Origin of the sequence: Corynebacterium sp. HMSC065D07, assembly GCF_001810695.1 — a bacterium.
In the GTDB taxonomy this organism is placed as follows: Bacteria; Actinomycetota; Actinomycetes; order Mycobacteriales; family Mycobacteriaceae; genus Corynebacterium; species Corynebacterium hesseae.
The window spans coordinates 59,297-76,590 of the sequence record NZ_KV802424.1 but is presented as its reverse complement, the minus strand read 5'-3'; the positions used below and the strand labels follow the sequence as shown (position 1 = coordinate 76,590).

The 17,294-nt window shown below is 60.4% G+C and carries 16 protein-coding genes; 10 read left to right on the top strand and 6 right to left on the bottom strand.

Annotation, left to right across the window (positions count from 1 at the left end; translation table 11 throughout):
• Nucleotides 1-24: 24 nt before the first annotated feature.
• Together trpB and trpA are read left to right on the top strand one after the other, a co-directional pair.
• A complete protein-coding gene (gene trpB / locus HMPREF2760_RS01480; protein WP_070565648.1) occupies nucleotides 25-1,239 on the top strand; it encodes a tryptophan synthase subunit beta in 1,215 nt (404 codons plus the stop codon).
• Nucleotides 1,239-2,069 (top strand): tryptophan synthase subunit alpha, encoded by an 831-nt coding sequence (gene trpA, locus HMPREF2760_RS01475; protein WP_070563645.1) that lies wholly within the window; start codon nucleotides 1,239-1,241, stop codon nucleotides 2,067-2,069. Before trpB ends, trpA begins: the two co-directional genes overlap by 1 nt.
• Before the next feature lie 225 nt (nucleotides 2,070-2,294).
• Here the strand turns inward: trpA and HMPREF2760_RS01470 are convergent, their stop codons facing one another.
• Together HMPREF2760_RS01470 and HMPREF2760_RS01465 are read right to left on the bottom strand one after the other, a co-directional pair.
• Nucleotides 2,295-3,410 (bottom strand): HNH endonuclease signature motif containing protein, encoded by a 1,116-nt coding sequence (locus HMPREF2760_RS01470; protein ID WP_246823602.1) that lies wholly within the window; start codon nucleotides 3,408-3,410, stop codon nucleotides 2,295-2,297.
• Between the two features lie 450 nt (nucleotides 3,411-3,860).
• On the bottom strand, nucleotides 3,861-5,096 hold the full coding sequence (locus tag HMPREF2760_RS01465; protein ID WP_070596442.1) for a dicarboxylate/amino acid:cation symporter: 1,236 nt from the start codon (nucleotides 5,094-5,096) through the stop codon (nucleotides 3,861-3,863).
• 157 nt (nucleotides 5,097-5,253) lie between these two features.
• Between HMPREF2760_RS01465 and HMPREF2760_RS01460 the strand changes: the two genes are divergently transcribed.
• The 5 genes from HMPREF2760_RS01460 (at nucleotide 5,254) to HMPREF2760_RS01440 (ending at nucleotide 7,941) form a co-directional block, all read left to right on the top strand.
• Complete coding sequence (locus HMPREF2760_RS01460; RefSeq protein ID WP_070596440.1) at nucleotides 5,254-5,718, top strand: SdpI family protein; 465 nt, start codon at nucleotides 5,254-5,256, stop codon at nucleotides 5,716-5,718.
• 223 nt (nucleotides 5,719-5,941) lie between these two features.
• Nucleotides 5,942-6,166: a hypothetical protein gene (locus tag HMPREF2760_RS01455; protein ID WP_070596438.1), complete on the top strand. Its 225-nt coding sequence runs from the start codon at nucleotides 5,942-5,944 to the stop codon at nucleotides 6,164-6,166.
• Between the two features lie 52 nt (nucleotides 6,167-6,218).
• Nucleotides 6,219-6,590, top strand: coding sequence for a Rieske (2Fe-2S) protein (locus HMPREF2760_RS01450; protein WP_070521874.1), 372 nt, complete (start codon nucleotides 6,219-6,221; stop codon nucleotides 6,588-6,590).
• Between the two features lie 76 nt (nucleotides 6,591-6,666).
• Nucleotides 6,667-7,626 carry a bile acid:sodium symporter family protein gene (locus tag HMPREF2760_RS01445; protein WP_070596436.1) on the top strand — a complete coding sequence of 320 codons (960 nt, stop codon included), beginning with the start codon at nucleotides 6,667-6,669 and terminating at the stop codon, nucleotides 7,624-7,626.
• Nucleotides 7,627-7,632: 6 nt separating this feature from the next.
• Nucleotides 7,633-7,941 carry a hypothetical protein gene (locus HMPREF2760_RS01440; RefSeq protein ID WP_070521880.1) on the top strand — a complete coding sequence of 103 codons (309 nt, stop codon included), beginning with the start codon at nucleotides 7,633-7,635 and terminating at the stop codon, nucleotides 7,939-7,941.
• On the opposite strand, the gene HMPREF2760_RS01435 is transcribed toward HMPREF2760_RS01440, so the two are convergent.
• From HMPREF2760_RS01435 to HMPREF2760_RS01420, 4 genes are read right to left on the bottom strand one after another with little or no spacing between them, the layout of a single operon-like run.
• Nucleotides 7,938-8,270 (bottom strand): branched-chain amino acid transporter permease, encoded by a 333-nt coding sequence (locus HMPREF2760_RS01435; protein WP_070596433.1) that lies wholly within the window; start codon nucleotides 8,268-8,270, stop codon nucleotides 7,938-7,940. The genes HMPREF2760_RS01440 and HMPREF2760_RS01435 overlap by 4 nt on opposite strands.
• Nucleotides 8,270-8,971 carry an AzlC family ABC transporter permease gene (locus HMPREF2760_RS01430; protein WP_070596431.1) on the bottom strand — a complete coding sequence of 234 codons (702 nt, stop codon included), beginning with the start codon at nucleotides 8,969-8,971 and terminating at the stop codon, nucleotides 8,270-8,272. Before HMPREF2760_RS01430 ends, HMPREF2760_RS01435 begins: the two co-directional genes overlap by 1 nt.
• Before the next feature lie 35 nt (nucleotides 8,972-9,006).
• Nucleotides 9,007-9,606, bottom strand: a complete 600-nt coding sequence (locus HMPREF2760_RS01425) for a YqgE/AlgH family protein (protein WP_070596429.1) — start codon at nucleotides 9,604-9,606, stop codon at nucleotides 9,007-9,009.
• A gap of 2 nt (nucleotides 9,607-9,608) precedes the next feature.
• Nucleotides 9,609-11,042 (bottom strand): CCA tRNA nucleotidyltransferase, encoded by a 1,434-nt coding sequence (locus tag HMPREF2760_RS01420; RefSeq protein ID WP_070596428.1) that lies wholly within the window; start codon nucleotides 11,040-11,042, stop codon nucleotides 9,609-9,611.
• Between the two features lie 28 nt (nucleotides 11,043-11,070).
• Between HMPREF2760_RS01420 and HMPREF2760_RS01415 the strand changes: the two genes are divergently transcribed.
• The 3 genes from HMPREF2760_RS01415 to murJ are packed head-to-tail and all read left to right on the top strand — an operon-like array spanning nucleotide 11,071 to nucleotide 17,074.
• The gene (locus HMPREF2760_RS01415) at nucleotides 11,071-11,673 is read left to right on the top strand and encodes an NUDIX hydrolase (protein WP_010188049.1); all 603 of its coding nucleotides are present in this window, start codon (nucleotides 11,071-11,073) and stop codon (nucleotides 11,671-11,673) included.
• Nucleotides 11,670-13,823, top strand: coding sequence for a hypothetical protein (locus HMPREF2760_RS01410; protein ID WP_070596426.1), 2,154 nt, complete (start codon nucleotides 11,670-11,672; stop codon nucleotides 13,821-13,823). The genes HMPREF2760_RS01415 and HMPREF2760_RS01410 overlap by 4 nt, the downstream gene beginning before the upstream one ends.
• Nucleotides 13,824-13,831: 8 nt before the next feature.
• Nucleotides 13,832-17,074: a murein biosynthesis integral membrane protein MurJ gene (murJ, locus tag HMPREF2760_RS01405; RefSeq protein ID WP_070533611.1), complete on the top strand. Its 3,243-nt coding sequence runs from the start codon at nucleotides 13,832-13,834 to the stop codon at nucleotides 17,072-17,074.
• Nucleotides 17,075-17,294 lie beyond the last annotated feature (220 nt).

The window sequence follows — 17,294 nt, the reverse complement described above, 5'->3', positions numbered from 1 at the left end:
CCAAACCTACCCAAAAGGAACACCATGACTAACCCACAGGACGCCAGGGAAACCCTCCTTCCCGCGTATTTCGGCGAGTTCGGCGGACAATTTGTTCCCGAGTCTCTCATTCCCGCACTCGACCAACTCGAGAAGGCCTTCGTCGAAGCGCAAAACGATCCCGCCTTCCGCAAAGAACTGTCCGGCTATCTTCGTGACTACCTTGGCCGTCCCACCCCTCTCACCGAGGCGACCAAGCTCGGTGGAAAGGCACGTATTTTCCTCAAGAGGGAGGACCTCGTCCACGGCGGCGCCCACAAGACCAACCAGGTGATTGGCCAAGCGCTCTTGGCCAAGCGCATGGGAAAGACCCGCATTATCGCTGAGACCGGCGCGGGCCAGCACGGGACCGCGACTGCGCTCGCCTGCGCGCTGCTCGATCTTGAGTGCGTCATCTACATGGGCGCTAAAGACGTCGAGAGGCAACAGCCCAATGTCTACCGCATGGAGCTCATGGGCGCGAAGGTCATTCCCGTGGACTCCGGATCTGGCACCCTCAAAGATGCCGTTAATGAGGCGCTGCGCGATTGGACCGCAACGTTCCACGAATCCCACTACCTGCTCGGCACCGCTGCCGGCCCCCATCCTTTCCCCACGATTGTCCGCGAGTTCCACAGGGTGATTTCCGAGGAAGCCAAGGCCCAAATGCTTGAGCGCACGGGCGGGCTTCCCGACGTGGTCGTCGCCTGCGTCGGCGGCGGCTCCAATGCCATCGGCATGTTCGCGGATTTCATCGACGAGGAGTCGGTCGAACTCGTCGGTGCCGAGCCTGGGGGAGAGGGCCTCGATTCCGGACACCACGGTGCCACGATCAACAACGGAACCATTGGCATCCTCCACGGCGCCCGCTCCTACCTCATGCGAAATGCCGACGGTCAAGTAGAGGAGTCCTATTCCATCTCCGCTGGCCTCGATTACCCCGGCGTCGGTCCACAGCATGCTCACCTGGCGCAGACGGGCCGCGCCACCTATGTCGGCATCACCGACGCGGAGGCACTTGAAGCGTTCCAGATCCTCAGCCGCCGCGAAGGCATCATTCCCGCCCTTGAATCCTCACACGCCCTGGCCTATGCGCTTAAGCGCAAAGATGAGGACATCACCATTCTCGTTTCCCTTTCCGGGCGCGGCGACAAAGACATCGACCACGTCCGCCGCACCCTCGACGCGCACCCCGAATTCAAGATCACGGAGGACAAGTAATGAGCCGATACGAGAAACTCTTCTCCAACCTTGCCGCCCGCAATGAAGGGGCCTTCGTTCCCTTCATCATGTTGAGCGATCCCGACCCAGACACTGCCCTCGACATCGTTCGCGCGGCCGTCGCCGGCGGGGCCGATGCGCTCGAACTCGGCGTCCCCTTTTCGGACCCTGTTGCCGACGGTCCCACCATTCAGGCCTCACACATCCGCGCGCTCGAAGGAGGGGCAACGGTTGATTCCGCCATCGCCCAAATCCGCCAGATTCGAGCCGAATTCCCAGACCTTCCGATTGGCATGCTCATCTATGGCAATGTTCCCTTCACTCGTGGGTTGGAGACCTTCTACTCCGAGTTTCAAGAAGCGGGTGCTGATAGCATCTTGCTTCCCGACGTCCCCGTCCGCGAAGGCGCACCTTTCGTCGCCGCCGCCGACAAGGCCGGCATTGACCCGATCTTCATCGCCCCGGCACAAGCCTCGGAGCAGACCCTCCAGGGCGTGGCTCAATACTCGAGGGGCTACATTTACGCAATCTCTCGCGACGGCGTCACCGGCACCGAGAAGGAATCGGAAACCCGCGGGCTCGTTGATGTAGTGAACAACGTGAAACGCTTTGGTGGGGCACCGATTCTCCTTGGCTTTGGGATCTCAACCCCTCAGCATGTCGCCGATGCCATCTCCGCTGGCGCAGCTGGGGCCATCACCGGATCTGCTTTAACGAAGATTGTCGACGCTCACCTCGACGAGAACAACAAGCCCACCGACGGACTCGCCTCTGCAGTCACCGACTTCGTATCCAAGATGAAGGCTGCTACCAAGCGTGCCGTTGGCTAAGCGCTTTCCCGAACAATCCTGACCCACCTCGGCCTCTTCCATCACGTCGTGCGCCACCACGCGTCACGATGGAAGGGGTCGTTTCACGTGAAACAGCGCGTGTTCCATATGCACAAGCCCATCGGCTACCGTCGTTGTAGCCAGCAATCAATAATAATGCCGCCTTCTGTGCCTTCCAAAGCCTCCTTAATTCCCTAATCCCCAACAGCGATAGTCTCTTGGCCCTCAGAAGGGGATATCATCGGATGCGTTCGAGTAGCGATCCGCCGGGTCCGTCCTGTCGAAGACTTCGACCAACTCTCCGCCATCAAGCTCAACCTTCAAGGCTTTGGCCTCTTCGTGCATCTTCCGCCGGTGAGCAATGAAGTCTTCCGCGACGGTTCGTGCCCACACCTTAGATGCCGGGGCCAGAGGACCGGTTGCTTCAGTCACCGCCCAGGTGCCGTCCTCGAACAACCAGACAACATCACCAGTAACTGGGTCCAGGATATAGAAAGCCCGTCCGTCAGTTTTCATGTTGTGGTGGTGCTGACAAAGGGCAACCAGGTTAGATGGGTGCGTAGGGCCACCGTCGGCGTAGTTAATCCTGTGGTCCAATTGACATGTCCACGCCGGTCGATTACAGCCAGGCGCCCGGCAGGTCCCGTCGCGCCCCTCGACATACTTTCGCGTGACATCTGAGGGCTGGTAGCCTTCGCACGGTTCTGGTGCTGCACTAAAGTCTCTCGTCACAGTTCTCGACGCCGGCACTCCTTCACCGGTCCAGCCGTGTCCCTGAACATAGACCGGCGCTCCCTCCACGTCAGTGGCTTTGAATTCATGCACAACAACTTTTCCAGCCTCCGGCTGAATCTTGCCCGTAATGAGGAGAACTAAGGCATCCGCCATTGAGACGTCATGTTCTTTTGCGGCCAGCTTGATTGTCTCGTGGATTACGACGCCGACGTTACTATCGACCTCTAACTCGATCGAGGCACGTTCTCCCCGGGTGAGGAGTGAATACCGGTTCTTCCGCTTATCCCGGAACGCGATCGAATCATCCAAGACCTTAGCGATGTCGCGCACCTTGCGCCGAATCTTTTCTGCGCTGGGAAAGACCTGGTTGGGTTTAGTCGGTGTTAGCCACGCCGCCAATTGACTATCGATCTCTGAGATAACTGAAGGAATAGGGTTGCCCAGCTTTGCCAGTACTTGATCAATAGCAACCAAGGCTTGCATATCGAGTAGGTATTCAGAGTCTTGCATCGCCTTCACCTTCGGCAATTCACTGAGACGAATAAGCCCCATGACATTCCGCGCCACATGTGCCGGAGACTTTCCCGTCTTTTGGCCCAGGGTCATAAATGCAGTGTCTGAATCTGCGTTGAGCGGTGGCTGGACACGTGACCAAAACTCATACTCTATTCTTCGCATGAGTTGACCCGCCATACATTCTGGATCATGCGGGTTTGAGTGAGAAAAATACGCAGTAGGTAGCGAGGTTGAAGAATTTATTGTGATTCCCATGGGGAGCTGCATCCCTAAATTAGCCGGATAATTGCTTCCCCCACTCCCACCTTTAGAATACATATTCTAAGCTCGTTCCACAAGAGTTATTTCGGCTTTCGTCGAAGTTTTCGGTAACCCCTAGCGCAACCGAGCGGCCCGCGACGTCGGCAACAAGGCATACAAAAATCCCCCTCCCGCAGCCAACCTTCCAATTGATTGGTCTAGACGTATAGACCAGAAATGGAACGCAAGCTAGGGGAGGGGGAAGCTCTCAGGGTTTCACGTGAAACCTAAGCTTGAAACCTAAGCTTTGCTCAGCTCCTCGTCGGCAGCAGAGGCGTCGGCCTCGGCCTCCAACCCAACAATCTTATTGCGAGCGAAACGGTCGACAATCATGGCGATGGCGCCGTCGCCAGTAACGTTCGCGGCCGTACCCACGGAATCGATAGCGATGTAAGCGGCAATCATCAGTGCCACCATCGAATCATCAAAGCCCATATTGGATTGCAACAGACCAACGGCAACCATCACGGCACCGCCCGGAACACCGGGGGCCGCGATCATCATGATTCCAAGAAGCAGGATGAAGCCCAAGGCCTTACCCAAATCTGCTTCCATACCATCAGCCATGTACACAATCGCGAAGGCGTACAACGTCAGCTTGATCATCGAACCTGACAGGTGAATGGTCGCACAGAGGGGGATGACAAAGCCAGCAACGGGCTTGGTAATACCGTTCTTCAACGTGGCGTCCAATGTCACCGGAATCGTCGCCGCCGAAGAGGAAGTACCCAACGCGGTGAAGTAGGCCGGTGCCATGTTCTTCAATGCGCGGAATGGATTCTTACCCGCGATTGCGCCGGCAATGATGTATTGAAGCACCAGGTAAACCAGCGTCATGAGGACCGCAAGCAAGAGAACCTTGGCGAAGGCAACGAGGACCGTCCCGATATTGCCATTCATACCCAAGGAGAGGAACATGCCGAAGATATAGAACGGCAGGAGGGGAATCACAAAGCCCCAGATCACCTTGATGACGACGTTCTCAAATTCTTTAGTAATCGCGTAAAGGTTGTCGGATTTCACAGTGGTCATCGCCACGCCAACGCAGAAGGACAACAGCAGCGCCGTCATAACTTCGAATGGAGCCGGCATCTCAACGGTGAAGTAGGGCTCGAGCGCTCCGGCATCGATGTCAGCCACATCAGTGTTGAGCGTCTGCCCACCCAGCAACGTGGGGTACAGGACCTGGGTCAAACCGTAGGCAACGAGGCCCGCCACGATAGTGGAACCATACGCAATTCCGGCAGTAATACCCAGCCACTTGCCGGCACCGCGCCCGAGGCCCGCGATTGCCGGTGCCACGAGAGCAAGAATCAGAATGGGGATGAAGAAGCCAAGAAAATTCGAGAACAGTCCGTTGTATGTTGCGAAGGCCCTGCCGAACCACTCGGGGGCGAATTGGCTAACTATGATGCCCAAGACTATCGCTACGATAATCTTGAACAGCAGAGAATTGAGAACACTCTTGAATGTCATGATTGAGTCTTTTCTATGGTTGATACCACTACGAGTTTCTCGCCCGGCGATAAACGCTTATTTATCTACCAAGCGACACGAAATGTATATTACAGCACGAAACGAATAAATTGAACCAGCTTTCTCGCTAGCTAGGAGGCGGGATAGACTTAGACGCATGCTCGTAGTCGGAATCATCTTCCTCATCCTTGCCGCGGTCCTCATCATCGTCGGCGGCCTTGCCACACTCCGTAAACTCCCCGGCAACAGTGTTGTTGGATTGCGTCTCGCGGAGATCCGCAAAACCCGGGAGGCATGGGACAACGCCCACGCTATTGCGGGCCCGTTCTGGTTCCTGGGAGGCATCGCTCTCGTTTTCGGTGGCGTTATCGCGCTTCGCGCCGAAGGTTGGATGTGGCTAATCCCCGCACTCACAGCCGTCGTAGCTATCCTCGCGCTCTCCATCGGCTCCAACATGGGTGCCCGCGCGGCCTACCTGTGGGACCAAGCCCATAAAGACGACGATGGTTGCGGCGATTCCTGCAACTGTGGCGACGGCGGCTGCGGGGGAGAGGCGCCGGCTGTCGACGTCTCCGCGATCCGTGCCGCAGCACAACACGCCGACAAGACGGGCCGAGACTAGAGCGACTTTTTAAGCACAGTGACGTAATCTGGGCAGACAGAAGTCCCCATATTATTTCATCACAAACTATATTTTAGGTGGCTAGCTCAACACCGGGTAGACCCGATGATTGGTGTGGCCACCTTTCTTTGTCCTGTGCGAGCGCTGAGAGCTAAACATAAATTACGTGGGAACACGGCAGTGTGACGTGACAACAGGAGTCGGACGGCGCACGATCGTGTTCATGACCACGAGCACCAAAACTAAAGCGCTACGGCTCGTCGCTGCAACAGCGCTCAGCCTCAGCATCCTCGGCGCGGGGGCCACGTATGCACTCGCCGGAGAACGTCGCGGAGCACACAACGAAGCTGGGACGATCTATAGCGATGTCGGCACATCATACGGTGCCTACGATTTCAGCGGCAGCAGGGAAGAGGAGCTTCCCGTGTGGGACGGCAAACTTAGCTAACAGCACATTGTCCTCTCCCTACACAGCCAACGAATCAGATAGAGTAATCCACATGACTACGTGTTCACGCCGCCTTTTCCTGCTCGGTACTGCGACCACCTTTGCTGGGGCCTACCTCGCCGCCTGCGGTAAGGAACCTTCCGCGGAAGTCGCAGCGACGGAAATCCCCGTTGGCTCCGCCATCATTGTGGACAAGGTGATCTTCGCTCAACCCACCGAGGGAGAGTTCAAGGCATATTCGCAGACCTGCCCGCACCAGGGATCCCTCATCACGAAGATTGAAGGCTTGACCGCCACATGCACGAGCCACTACTCAAGCTTTGACCTCAGCAGCGGCGAAGTCACCGGCGGCCCCAGCCCTAAACCGCTCACTGAGTACGGAGTGGAAAACAACGGGGGAACAGTCAAAAACGTCTCCGCCTAATGGATACCCCCGGAGGCTCAGGGGGTTTGAAAAGATGTTTCACGTGAAACCGTGAGGGGCGTCTAGACTCTCTTCTATGATTGAGCGCCTAAAAAGACTCGACCCCCTCATCGTCCTCATCCTGTGCGCCGTCGCAATCGCTATTGTTTTTCCCGCGCGGGGAAGCTTTGCAGACAGCTTCGATGTCCTCACGAATATAGCGATCGCTCTTCTCTTCTTTCTCTACGGCGCCCGACTCTCAACGCGCGAAGCCATCAACGGGATCAAACACTGGAAGCTCCACCTCACTATTCTGGCGTTTACCTTTGTGGTCTACCCGGTCATCGGCCTCGCGCTGCGCCCGCTCACCGCGTTCATCCCAAACGATCTTTACTTGGGAATTCTCTACCTCACGCTTGTACCGTCCACAGTGCAATCGTCCGTAGCCTTTACCTCGATCGCCCGCGGAAATGTTCCCGGGGCAATCGTCTCTGCGTCTGCGTCAAACCTCGCTGGAGTTCTGCTTACGCCATTGCTCGTCATGGCACTCATAGGGGCCGGCGATGGGATTCACATCGATAGCTCCGTTTTCTTTGAGATTTCTGTTCTTCTGCTCCTACCTTTCGTGCTCGGCCAGCTCACCAGAAAATGGGTGGGAAAACTCGCGGCAAGCAAAGCCACGAAAGTGGTGGACCGAGGCTCCATCGCGATGGTCGTCTATGCGGCCTTTTCTAAGGGAATGGTGGACGGGATCTGGGCGTCGATTAGCGTGTGGCAAATCCTATTCCAGATTGTCTTCTCAACAGCATTCGTCTTCTTCATGCTCTGGTTCACCAAGGTGGTCAGCCAGAAGCTGGGGTTCGACAGGGAAGACACCATTGCTATTCAGTTCTGCGGGTCAAAGAAATCCCTGGCCACCGGATTGCCCATGGCCTCGGTGATTTTTGCCTCCGGCGGCACCTCGTTGGGGCTGCTCATCCTTCCCCTCATGATTTACCACCAGGTCCAATTAATGATCTGCGCGTCTATGGCGGCTCGCTACGCCCGGGTAGAGTGAGAGCACATGAAAAAGCTTTATGTTCGCACCACCATGACCATCCCGGAGGTCGGAACCGCCACACACATCGCGGAGCTTGAGGAAATCAACGCTGAGGCCTGCTCCATGCTGCGCATGATCGCCCTCGCCCCGAATGACTCTATCGTCGGCGCTGCAACACCGGAGACCTCAGTGGGCAATGCCGAGGTCCCACAGCGCGTGGTTCCACACCCCGACACCTACGACGCATTCCCCGACATCAATGCCGAGCTTATCGACGCCTTCCAGTTCCACTCCCTGTGGACAGAGGCCATCGCCCTGTACGGGGACTTTTAAAGCACCACGTTCACCAACAGCATGTACACGGCGGTGCCTCCGAAGATGGACAACCCGGAGTTGCGGCGCCACAGGTGCAGCAGAGCAGTAGCCGCGGCGCCTACAAGGGGAGCCACAAAGCTTCCCGTGTCTTGGGTCTGACTAAACAAGGTGTAGACCACCAGGACCGTCATCACGCCCACGGGCATAGTGAAGCCCAGCATGCTAATGAATTGGCTATCCTTTAGGGCCTTCACAAAGGCGAAAGGAAGCCAGCGCAAAACAACCGTCACCACCCCGACGGGGATAAGCACGGCGAGGATGCTGAGCAGGGTTACTCCAGCTGGCATTAGGACTCCCTGCGTAGAATCATCGCGCTGTCGACACGAGGAGAGAGGTAGCGCACCACCAAGAGCAGGAAATAGGCGCTCAGCGCCACCATGAGTAGCTGCCCTGGAAACAGACAGCCCGCGAGGACACCCAGGACCGCCGCGGACAGCGGAAGCGAATAATCCTTGTTGTTCTGGAAGGAATCAATCGCCAGGACAATGAACAAGGCGACGAGGGCGAAATCCAGACCCTTCACCGAGGGCGGAATAGCCTGGCCTGCCAGCGCACCAATGATGCCCGAGACAACCCACAGCACCTGGCAGAAAAGCTGCACGGTGAAGACGAAGACGCCGCTCGGCTGCGAGTTTCGGGGGAAGGCAGAAAGGACGGCATAGGATTCGTCGGTCAGCGCGTACGTGGAATAGGCGCGGCCGAAACGATTCCGAATCTCATCGCGCGGAAAGGTTAACCCGTAGAAGATGTGGCGGAAGTTCACCATGAAACCCGTCACCGCGGCAACGGCGGGCGTCACGCCGCCGGTCACCATGGAAATGGCGAGGAATTCCATCGAACCAGCGTAAATAACGATGGAAAAGATGGGGGTCCACCACCAGTCGAAACCGGTCTGGACCATGAGCACGCCGAAGGCGAGGCCCAGCGGCACCACCCCCACGGCGATGGGCATGCAGGTCCGTATTGCCTTGATGATCTCCGCACGCATGGCAGAGATGTTAGCGCAGAGGGTAGAGAGGAACTCTAATTATCTTCATCGATATAGCGCGGGAAGGTGGCAAACAACGGCAGGGGCATAGCTTGGCGGCGCATGACGTCTGACCACGTATCTGTCGATCCGGAGGAGACCACGTCCTGGGGCAGCGCAGGGGCCACGTACCACTCACCGCGATCGATTTCCTCATCGAGTTCGCCCGGTCCCCACTCGAAATGACCGGCGAAAAAGCGCATACCTTCCACCAGTTCGGTGACGACATCGGGACCCACGCGCAGATCGACGAGTGCCACACGTGGGGCGAGACGGCTCAACGAAGGCTGTTTCTCGATGTCGACGCCCTGCTTGGTCAGCGCCACGCCAATGGCAGCCTGCTGGTCGTGCGGACCACCGATGTAGAGGGCCTGCGGCTTAGCCACCACAGGCAGCCACTCCGGCATGACGTTGAAGACCGCGACCTCGGAACGCTTGGTCAGATCCACTCCATACGTGCGCCCGGCATGTTGCTCGGTGATGAGGATGACGGAGCGATTGTACTGGGGCGCGAGGACGTCGGGAGCCGCCACGAGGAGCTGGCCAGGGGCGGGATCATTGCGCTCAAGGGCGTTGAAAAGTCTGTCTGCGTACATCCCTATCTAGAATTCCACCACTCGCGCAGCTTCGCAATAGCAACTTCGCGCTCCAAGGGGCCTTCTTCGAGGCGCAGCTCCTTGAGGTAAGACCAGGCCTGGCCGACCTCCGGGCCGGGTTCAAGGCCGAGGATCTCCATGATCTCGTTGCCGTCGAGATCAGGGCGTACGCGAGCGAGGTCTTCCTTGGCCGCGATATCCGCGATGCGTTCCTCCAGCTGGTCATACGTGCGCTGGAGGCGGCGGGCCTTGCGCTCATTGCGGGTGGTGCAATCGGCGCGCACAAGTTTGTGCAGGCGCGGGAGAAGATCGCCGGCATCGGTGACATAGCGGCGCACGGCGGAATCGGTCCACTGACCATCGCCGAAACCGTGGAAACGCATGTGCAGGTAGACCAGCTGGCCGATATCTTCGGTCGTGGCCTTGGGGAACTTCAGCTTGCGCAGGCGCTTGCGGGTGAGCTTCGCACCAACAACCTCGTGGTGGTGGAAGCTGACCTTGCCGTCGGTAGTGTCGCGGGTATCCGGCTTGCCAATGTCATGAAGCAGGGCAGCCCACCGCAGGATCAGGTCGGGGCCGTCCTCTTCCTGCTCCATGGCCTGGCGCAACACGGTGAGCGAGTGCGCGTACACGTCCTTGTGCTGCGCGTGCTCGTCGGGGGCCATGCGCAATGCCGGGATCTCCGGAAACACATAGTCCGCAATACCTGAGTCAACGAGCAGGTCAATACCCTTCCAGGGCGCGGTGCCGCAGATGAGCTTGTTGAGCTCCACCTGCACGCGCTCCACGGTGATGCGCTGGATTTCAGCGGCCATGTCTGTCATGGCATCGCGCACGCGCTGGGCGACGTCAAACTCCAACTGCGCCGCGAATCGCGCAGCGCGGAGCATGCGAAGAGGATCATCGTGGAAGGAAATCTCCGGCGCATCCGGGGTATCGAGGATGCGATTCGCCAGGTCATCGAGTCCGCCCATTGGATCGTGGAATTCGCGGGTACCGTCCGGGCGCAGCTCGATGGCCATGGCGTTGACCTTGAAATCGCGGCGCACGAGATCGCCCTCGAGCGTGTCACCGTAGACCACCTCGGGGTTGCGGGAATCGCCGTCGTAGCTATCAGAGCGGAAGGTGGTGATCTCAATCTGCTGGCCCTTATAAGCCGCCGAGACAGTACCGAAGTCGATGCCGGTATCCCACACGGTTTCCGCCCACTCCTCCAGAATCGAATACACCACGTCGGGCCGGGCCGGGGTGGTGAAGTCGAGGTCATTGCCCAGGCGGCCGAGCAGGGCATCGCGGACGGAGCCGCCGACGAGGTAGAGGGGGGCGTCGTGAAGCGCGAAGCGTTCCACCAGGCCACTGAGGAGGCCACTGAGCTGGGCGACGGTGGCGTCCGCGCGAGCAAGAACGCCGATTAGCTGAGTGTCCTGAAAATTCACGGATCGAAGTCTACTACGATTAGCAGGGATGACTAAGAACACGCCAGGGTCCAAGCGCCGCCGCCGGCGGGGCGCGGGCCACCGGAACCACCGCACGGGACGCCCCCAGCGCACGTCCACCAACCGCATGACCACGCGGGATGAGACGTCCGCAGGCGGACTCGTCGTGTCCGGATTGGCGGAGGCCGTCGACGAAGACGGCAACGTCGACCTGTCCCAGATCTATGTGGCACTCATCGGCAGGTTGGACCGCCGCGGGCGCCTGCTGTGGTCCATGCCCAAGGGCCATGTGGAAAACGGCGAGGCCAAGGAACTCACCGCCGAGCGCGAAGTATGGGAGGAGACCGGAATCCACGGCAAGGTCTTCGCGGACCTGGGCATGATTGATTATTGGTTCGTCTCCGATGGCGTGCGCATTCACAAGACCGTGCACCACCACCTGCTGCGTTTCGTGGACGGCATCATGAATGACGAGGATCCGGAGGTCACCGAGGTCTCCTGGATCCCGGTCTCCGAGCTCATCGAGCACCTTGCCTATGCGGACGAGCGCAAGCTGGCCCGCATCGCCCACGACCTCCTCCCTGATCTCGCGCGAAAGGAAGCTGCCGCAGGAAAGGCGACTCCGCGGTGAGTTGGCGCGCAGCGGTTGCCATCACGGCGCTGGCGGTGGGCTGCGCCGTCCCCGTGGCCCAGGCACAAACTCCCGACGCCGAGAGCAACGACTCCCACTATTGGCTCGGCTCCCGCGGCCCCGATGAGCTCGAACTCAGCTTGCTCAGCGCGACGGAGGCGCGAGTAGGTGAGACGCTTAAAGTCCAGCTGCGCATCCACAACCCAACCGAGAGCGCCGTTGATGATTTGCAAATAACCTCCCGGCGCAGCGACGCCGTGGAGTCAACGTCGCAGGCTCGCCAGCAGCTAGCAGCTGGGTCCTTTCCTTATTATGGGGCTTCGCTCGGCGCAGGAGCACTGGAGCCGGGGGAGAGTCGCGACGTAACCGTTCAGGTTCCCACCGCGTTGGGAGATGACTCCACGCTGGCCATCACCGATCCCGGCGCCTACCCGCTCCTATTTACGCTCACCGGCACCCGCGACGGCCAGGCCGCGAGTTTTGCAGAAGAGCGGACAATCCTGGATTTCAGGGGCGGAAATCAGGATCCGACGCCCGACGCAGAAGACGACGGCAAACACGAGTTCTCACTGATCTATCCCCTCACCGCCCAGGTCGACGTCGTGCCGGGGGATACCGGCGGCGAAGAGCTCATCTTAGAAAGCGAGCAGCTCGCTGAACAGCTCTCACCGGGCGGGCGCCTCGATCAGCTGCTCGACGCCTACCTGCAGCATGATCTGCACGGTTCAGGCTGCGTGGCCCTGGACCCCGCGCTCGTCGACGCCGCCGACCGCATGTCCGCCGGCTACACCGTCAACGAGACCCGCCCCTCCACTGCCAAACACCCCACGCGCCTTCGCGATTCCTGGTTTAGCAGCACCGATTCCAATCGCGGCAAGCCGGGCGCGGGCGCCCAAGACGCCGCCGCGTGGCTGGAGAAATTGAAAAAGGTGGACTGCCGCATGCTCATGCCGTGGGCTAACGCAGACACCGATGCCGTGGCCCAGGTAGGAAACGAGTGGCTCACCCACGAGGCCGTCGAGCAGGGCGCTGACACCATCGAACGCGTCCTCGGCGCCCCGCTCAGCACGCCACTGACCGCGCCTGCCTCAGGGACAAGCGAGCACGCGATGCCCGTCCCTCTGTTGCTGGCGGATAATTCCGAGTGGGCCGGCGAGGCCGCCACCTTTGATGCCTCCCTCGGAGCCCTCTTGGCCCAGACCGGTTCTAAGCCGCAGACCACTGGGTACTCCAACCCGGAGCTGCGCTACGACTTTTCGATGGATTCGGAGCAGGCGAGGGCGCTGACGGCGGGGGCATCGATAAGCGTGGCGTCCGCGCAAGAGGAGACCGTGGCCAAGCTGCCGAACTTCCAGGACCCTGCCGCCGCGCGCGCGGTGATGGAAGCAGCGCAGCGCCTGCTCAATTCCGGGCGCCTCGAGCCCCGTCCCGTTGCCGCCCTGCCCATCGAGCCCGGCAGCGGCAACCCCGGAAGTCCCTACCCAGATCCCGCAGCCTTCCACGACGCCGAGATCACACAGGTAACACAGCAGGCGCGCTATACCGATGAGCTGATGTCCATCATGGTCAACGATCCCGGTATCGCCATGACGCGCTATAACTTCACGGCACCCCTGCGCCGCGATCTCCTCACGGCGCTCAGCGCTACCGACCGCTCCAGCCTCCACGGTTTTCCATCCTCGGTGGAGCAGAGCCGCGCCCGGCTGGAGAAAAACGCGGATATGCTCCGCGAGCTTCGCGCCTCCGTGGCGCTCATCCCGCCGGGCAACGTCTTTACCCGCGTTTCGGAGTCATCACCGCTGCTCATCGTGGCGGAGAACGGCCTGCCGCTGCCTGTCGACGCCCACCTAGCCTACGACGCCCCCGACGGCGCCACGTTGAACACGCAGGACTTGATTCACATCCCAGCCAAGGGATCTATTACCGTGTCCATGACCGCTGACCTGCCCAGCAACGTTGACCAGATGTCGTTGCGCCTATGGCTTGCAACACCATCTGAGCACCTCATATCGGATCCAATCGATATCACGGTGCAGACGCGTGCCGGTATCGTTAGCGTCTATGGAGTCGGCGCAATCGCCGCGCTCGCCCTCATCCTAGCTGCCCTGTTCCGTCTGGGTAAGCGGAAGAAAAAGAAGTCTCACGGATAGTTTTCTCAATGACACATGAACCTAAGTCTGGTGCCCGCCGACGCATTGTCACGCCTTCGCCGCCGGCGCCGGTACCGGAAAAGCGCGCGCCGAGTGGCGTCGTTGCTGTCGACGACGAACTCGAGGACCGCTCGGGACTGAAGGGCAAGGCAGCCGCTGCCTCGAGTGAGCCCTCCGGCGAAAAGAACTCCGACGGCGCCGTCGTTCGCGCAACCGGCTCCATGGCCATTGCGACGATGATTTCCCGCATCACGGGATTCATCCGCAACGTGCTCATCGGCTCGTCGCTCGGCCCGGCTATTTCCTCCGCCTTCACCACGGCGAACCAGCTGCCCAACCTCATCACGGAGATCGTGCTGGGCGCGGTGCTGACCTCGCTCGTGGTGCCCGTGCTGGTGCGCGCGGAAAAGGAAGACGCTGACCGTGGCGAGGACTTTGTCCGGCGCCTCTTCACGCTGGCCTTCTCCCTGCTGGCCACGATCACGGTGCTTTCCTGCATCTTTGCCCCGCAGTTAACGCGCATGATGTTGCCGGAGGACGGCGAGGTCAATGCCGTGCAGGCCACCTCCTTTGCCTACTTGCTGCTGCCGCAGATCTTCTTCTACGGGCTTTTCGCGCTCTTCCAAGCGGTGCTCAACACCAAGAGCATCTTTGGGCCAGGCGCGTGGGCACCGGTGGTCAATAACATCATCTCGATCACGGTGCTCGTGGCCTACCAGCTGCTCCCGGGCAGCTTGCATCCCGATGCGCCTTCGCCGATCACAGACCGGCACGTGCTGCTCCTAGCCCTAGGTACCACGGCCGGTGTGGTGGTGCAATGCCTCATCCTTTTCCCTTATCTCAAGAAGGCGGGCATTAACCTCAAGCCGCTGTGGGGCCTGGATGACCGCCTCAAGCAATTCGGCGGGATGGCCATGGCCATCGTGGCCTACGTAGCGGTTTCCCAGCTGGGTTACGTCATCACCTCCCGCGTGGCGGCCCATGCGGACAAAGAAGCGCCGTTTATCTACCAGCAGGCATGGCTTCTCCTGCAGGTACCCTATGGCGTCATTGGCGTCACGCTGCTCACCGCAATTATGCCGCGCCTGTCCCGCAACGCCGCGGACGGTGACGTCAAGGCCGTGGTCCGGGATCTCACGCTGGGCACGAAGCTGACGTTTATCGCCCTGATTCCGATCGTCATCTTCATGACGGGATTCGGCATCCCGATCGCCCGCGGCCTTTTCCAGTACGGCGCCTTCAACGCCAAGGCGGCCGAGGTACTCGGCCTCACGCTGAGCTTCTCTGCCTTTACCCTCATCCCATACGCCCTCGTGCTGCTGCACCTGCGCGTGTTCTACGCCCGTGAGGAAGCGTGGACGCCGACGTTTATTATCGCCGGCATCACGCTGACCAAGTCGGTGCTCTCCCTGCTTGCCCCACACGTGGCGGATTCCCCCGACCGCGTGGTCGTCCTTCTGGGCACTGCCAATGGCTTCGGCTTCGTGGCCGGCGCGGTGATCGGCGGCTTCCTGCTCAAGCGAAAGCTGGGCAGCCTGGGCGGTCGCGCGGTTATCGCGACGACTATCTGGTCAGTGCTGGCCTCCCTCGTGGGCCTCGTGGTGGCCTTCGTCATCAATTACGTCATCAACCTCGTGCTCCCGGAGCAGGTGCCGCCGTTCGTGTACCTGCTGAAGCTTGCCGTGGCGGGCCTCATCTTCGTGGCTGTTACCGGCATCGTGCTTTCGCGCTCGGGCTTGCCGGAAGTCATCAACCTTGGCCGCCAGCTGCAGCGCATCCCCGGCATGTCCCGCATCATCAAGATCGAGCATGCCGAGGCCATCGAGGTCGAGGCCCCAGAGCAGCTGGAGATCCAGCCGATCTTCAGCGTGGATGCCTTCAACTCCTCGCCGGTACCGCCGCCGATGTCCGCCGGTATTGTCCGCGGGCCGCGCTTGGTGCCGGGCGCCCCGGTCTCCGATGGCCGCTTCCGCCTTCTCAAGGACTACGGCTCTGCCGCGGGTACCCGCTTCTGGAAGGCCCGCGAGCAGGCCACCGGCCGCCTGGTATCGCTGACATTCGTGGACACCACGGGCGAGGCCCCGATGGCACCGGCCACCCCGGCGGTAGCCGCCCGCCGCTCCGCCGAAGTCTCCCGCGCCACGCGCCGCCTGGCTGAGATGGAACTGGATGCCATGGCGGAGAACATCGACATCCTGTCCTACCGCCAGGGCTGCCTCGTCGTGGCGGACTGGGTGGAGGGCACCTCCCTGAAGACGGTCTCGGAGGATGAGGACCTCGATCCGCGCGCCGTCGCCCACGCCTTAGTCCCGCTGGTGCGCACCACGGCTGCTGCCCACGCGGCGGGCCTCGTGCTGGGAATTGAGAACCGCAACCGCATCCGCATTTCCACTGAGGGCATTGCCACCCTGGCCTTCCCCGCGGTGCTGCACAGCAACGATGAGGAGACTGACCGCTCGGCGCTGGCCTCCGCCATCTCGCTCCTCGTGGAGTCCACCAGTCCGACACCGGAGGTGCTACAGGAGATTGCTGCCGACGCCGAGGAGGGCCAGGACTCCGATCTCGAGGACATCGCCAACCGCTTGGCGGCCTTCGCCGGCGATGGCGACGAGGGCGAGGAGACCCTCCAGATTCCAGTCGAGGAGACCCCGCGCAAGGAGGACCCGAGCCCCGCACCGGGCTTCGGCGGCCGCGGTTACTCTGGCTCCGGCATCATCGTCCTAGGCGCGCTGGCCACCCTCTTCGTCGTGGCAATGGCCGCGCTCAGCGTGTGGATCCTGTCTCATGTGGGAAATGAAAAGACTTCCCCAGTGGTGACGAAGAGCGAATCGACGACTGAAACCTCATTCCCCAACGTGCCGCCGGTGCTCCTGAAGGACGTCAAGACCACCTCCGTTCCGGAGGGCAAGGAAGTATCTGGTTCATGGTCCACGAAGAAGGCAGACACTGGACTCCTGCTCAGCATTGACAAGCCCACGCAACTCCGCGCGCTACCGCTTCAGCAGAGCAAGTCCACCGGCGCCAAGTACGAAGTCTATGGCGTTAATACCAAAGATTTTGACCCCACGGATCCTGACTCCGGCAAGCTCACCGAGCTCGCACACGGCACGCTAACCAACGCGCGCCAAGACATCGAGCTCAAGGAGAAGCCCGTGGCCTTCGACGGCGCCCTCATCGTCTTCACCGACATGCCCAAGTCCGGCTCCGTCACACTGAAGGAGGCCACCCTGGTGGGCATCCCAACCAACTAACCCACCACCTCACGCATTTCCCCAGACCTCGATCCCGAAACTCCCTGCTCGCTGACTCAGACGCGCCACGCGCTTGACGACGCCCACCTGCAGGTTTCGGGTAGCAGGTCTGGGGCTTTAGTGTTCTTGCAATTTCTTCCCTTGACAGATAAGTGAAGGAGCGTATAATTCTTGTTGTCACGTCAACAATCTAGAGAAACCTAGAAGAAACGAGGAACCC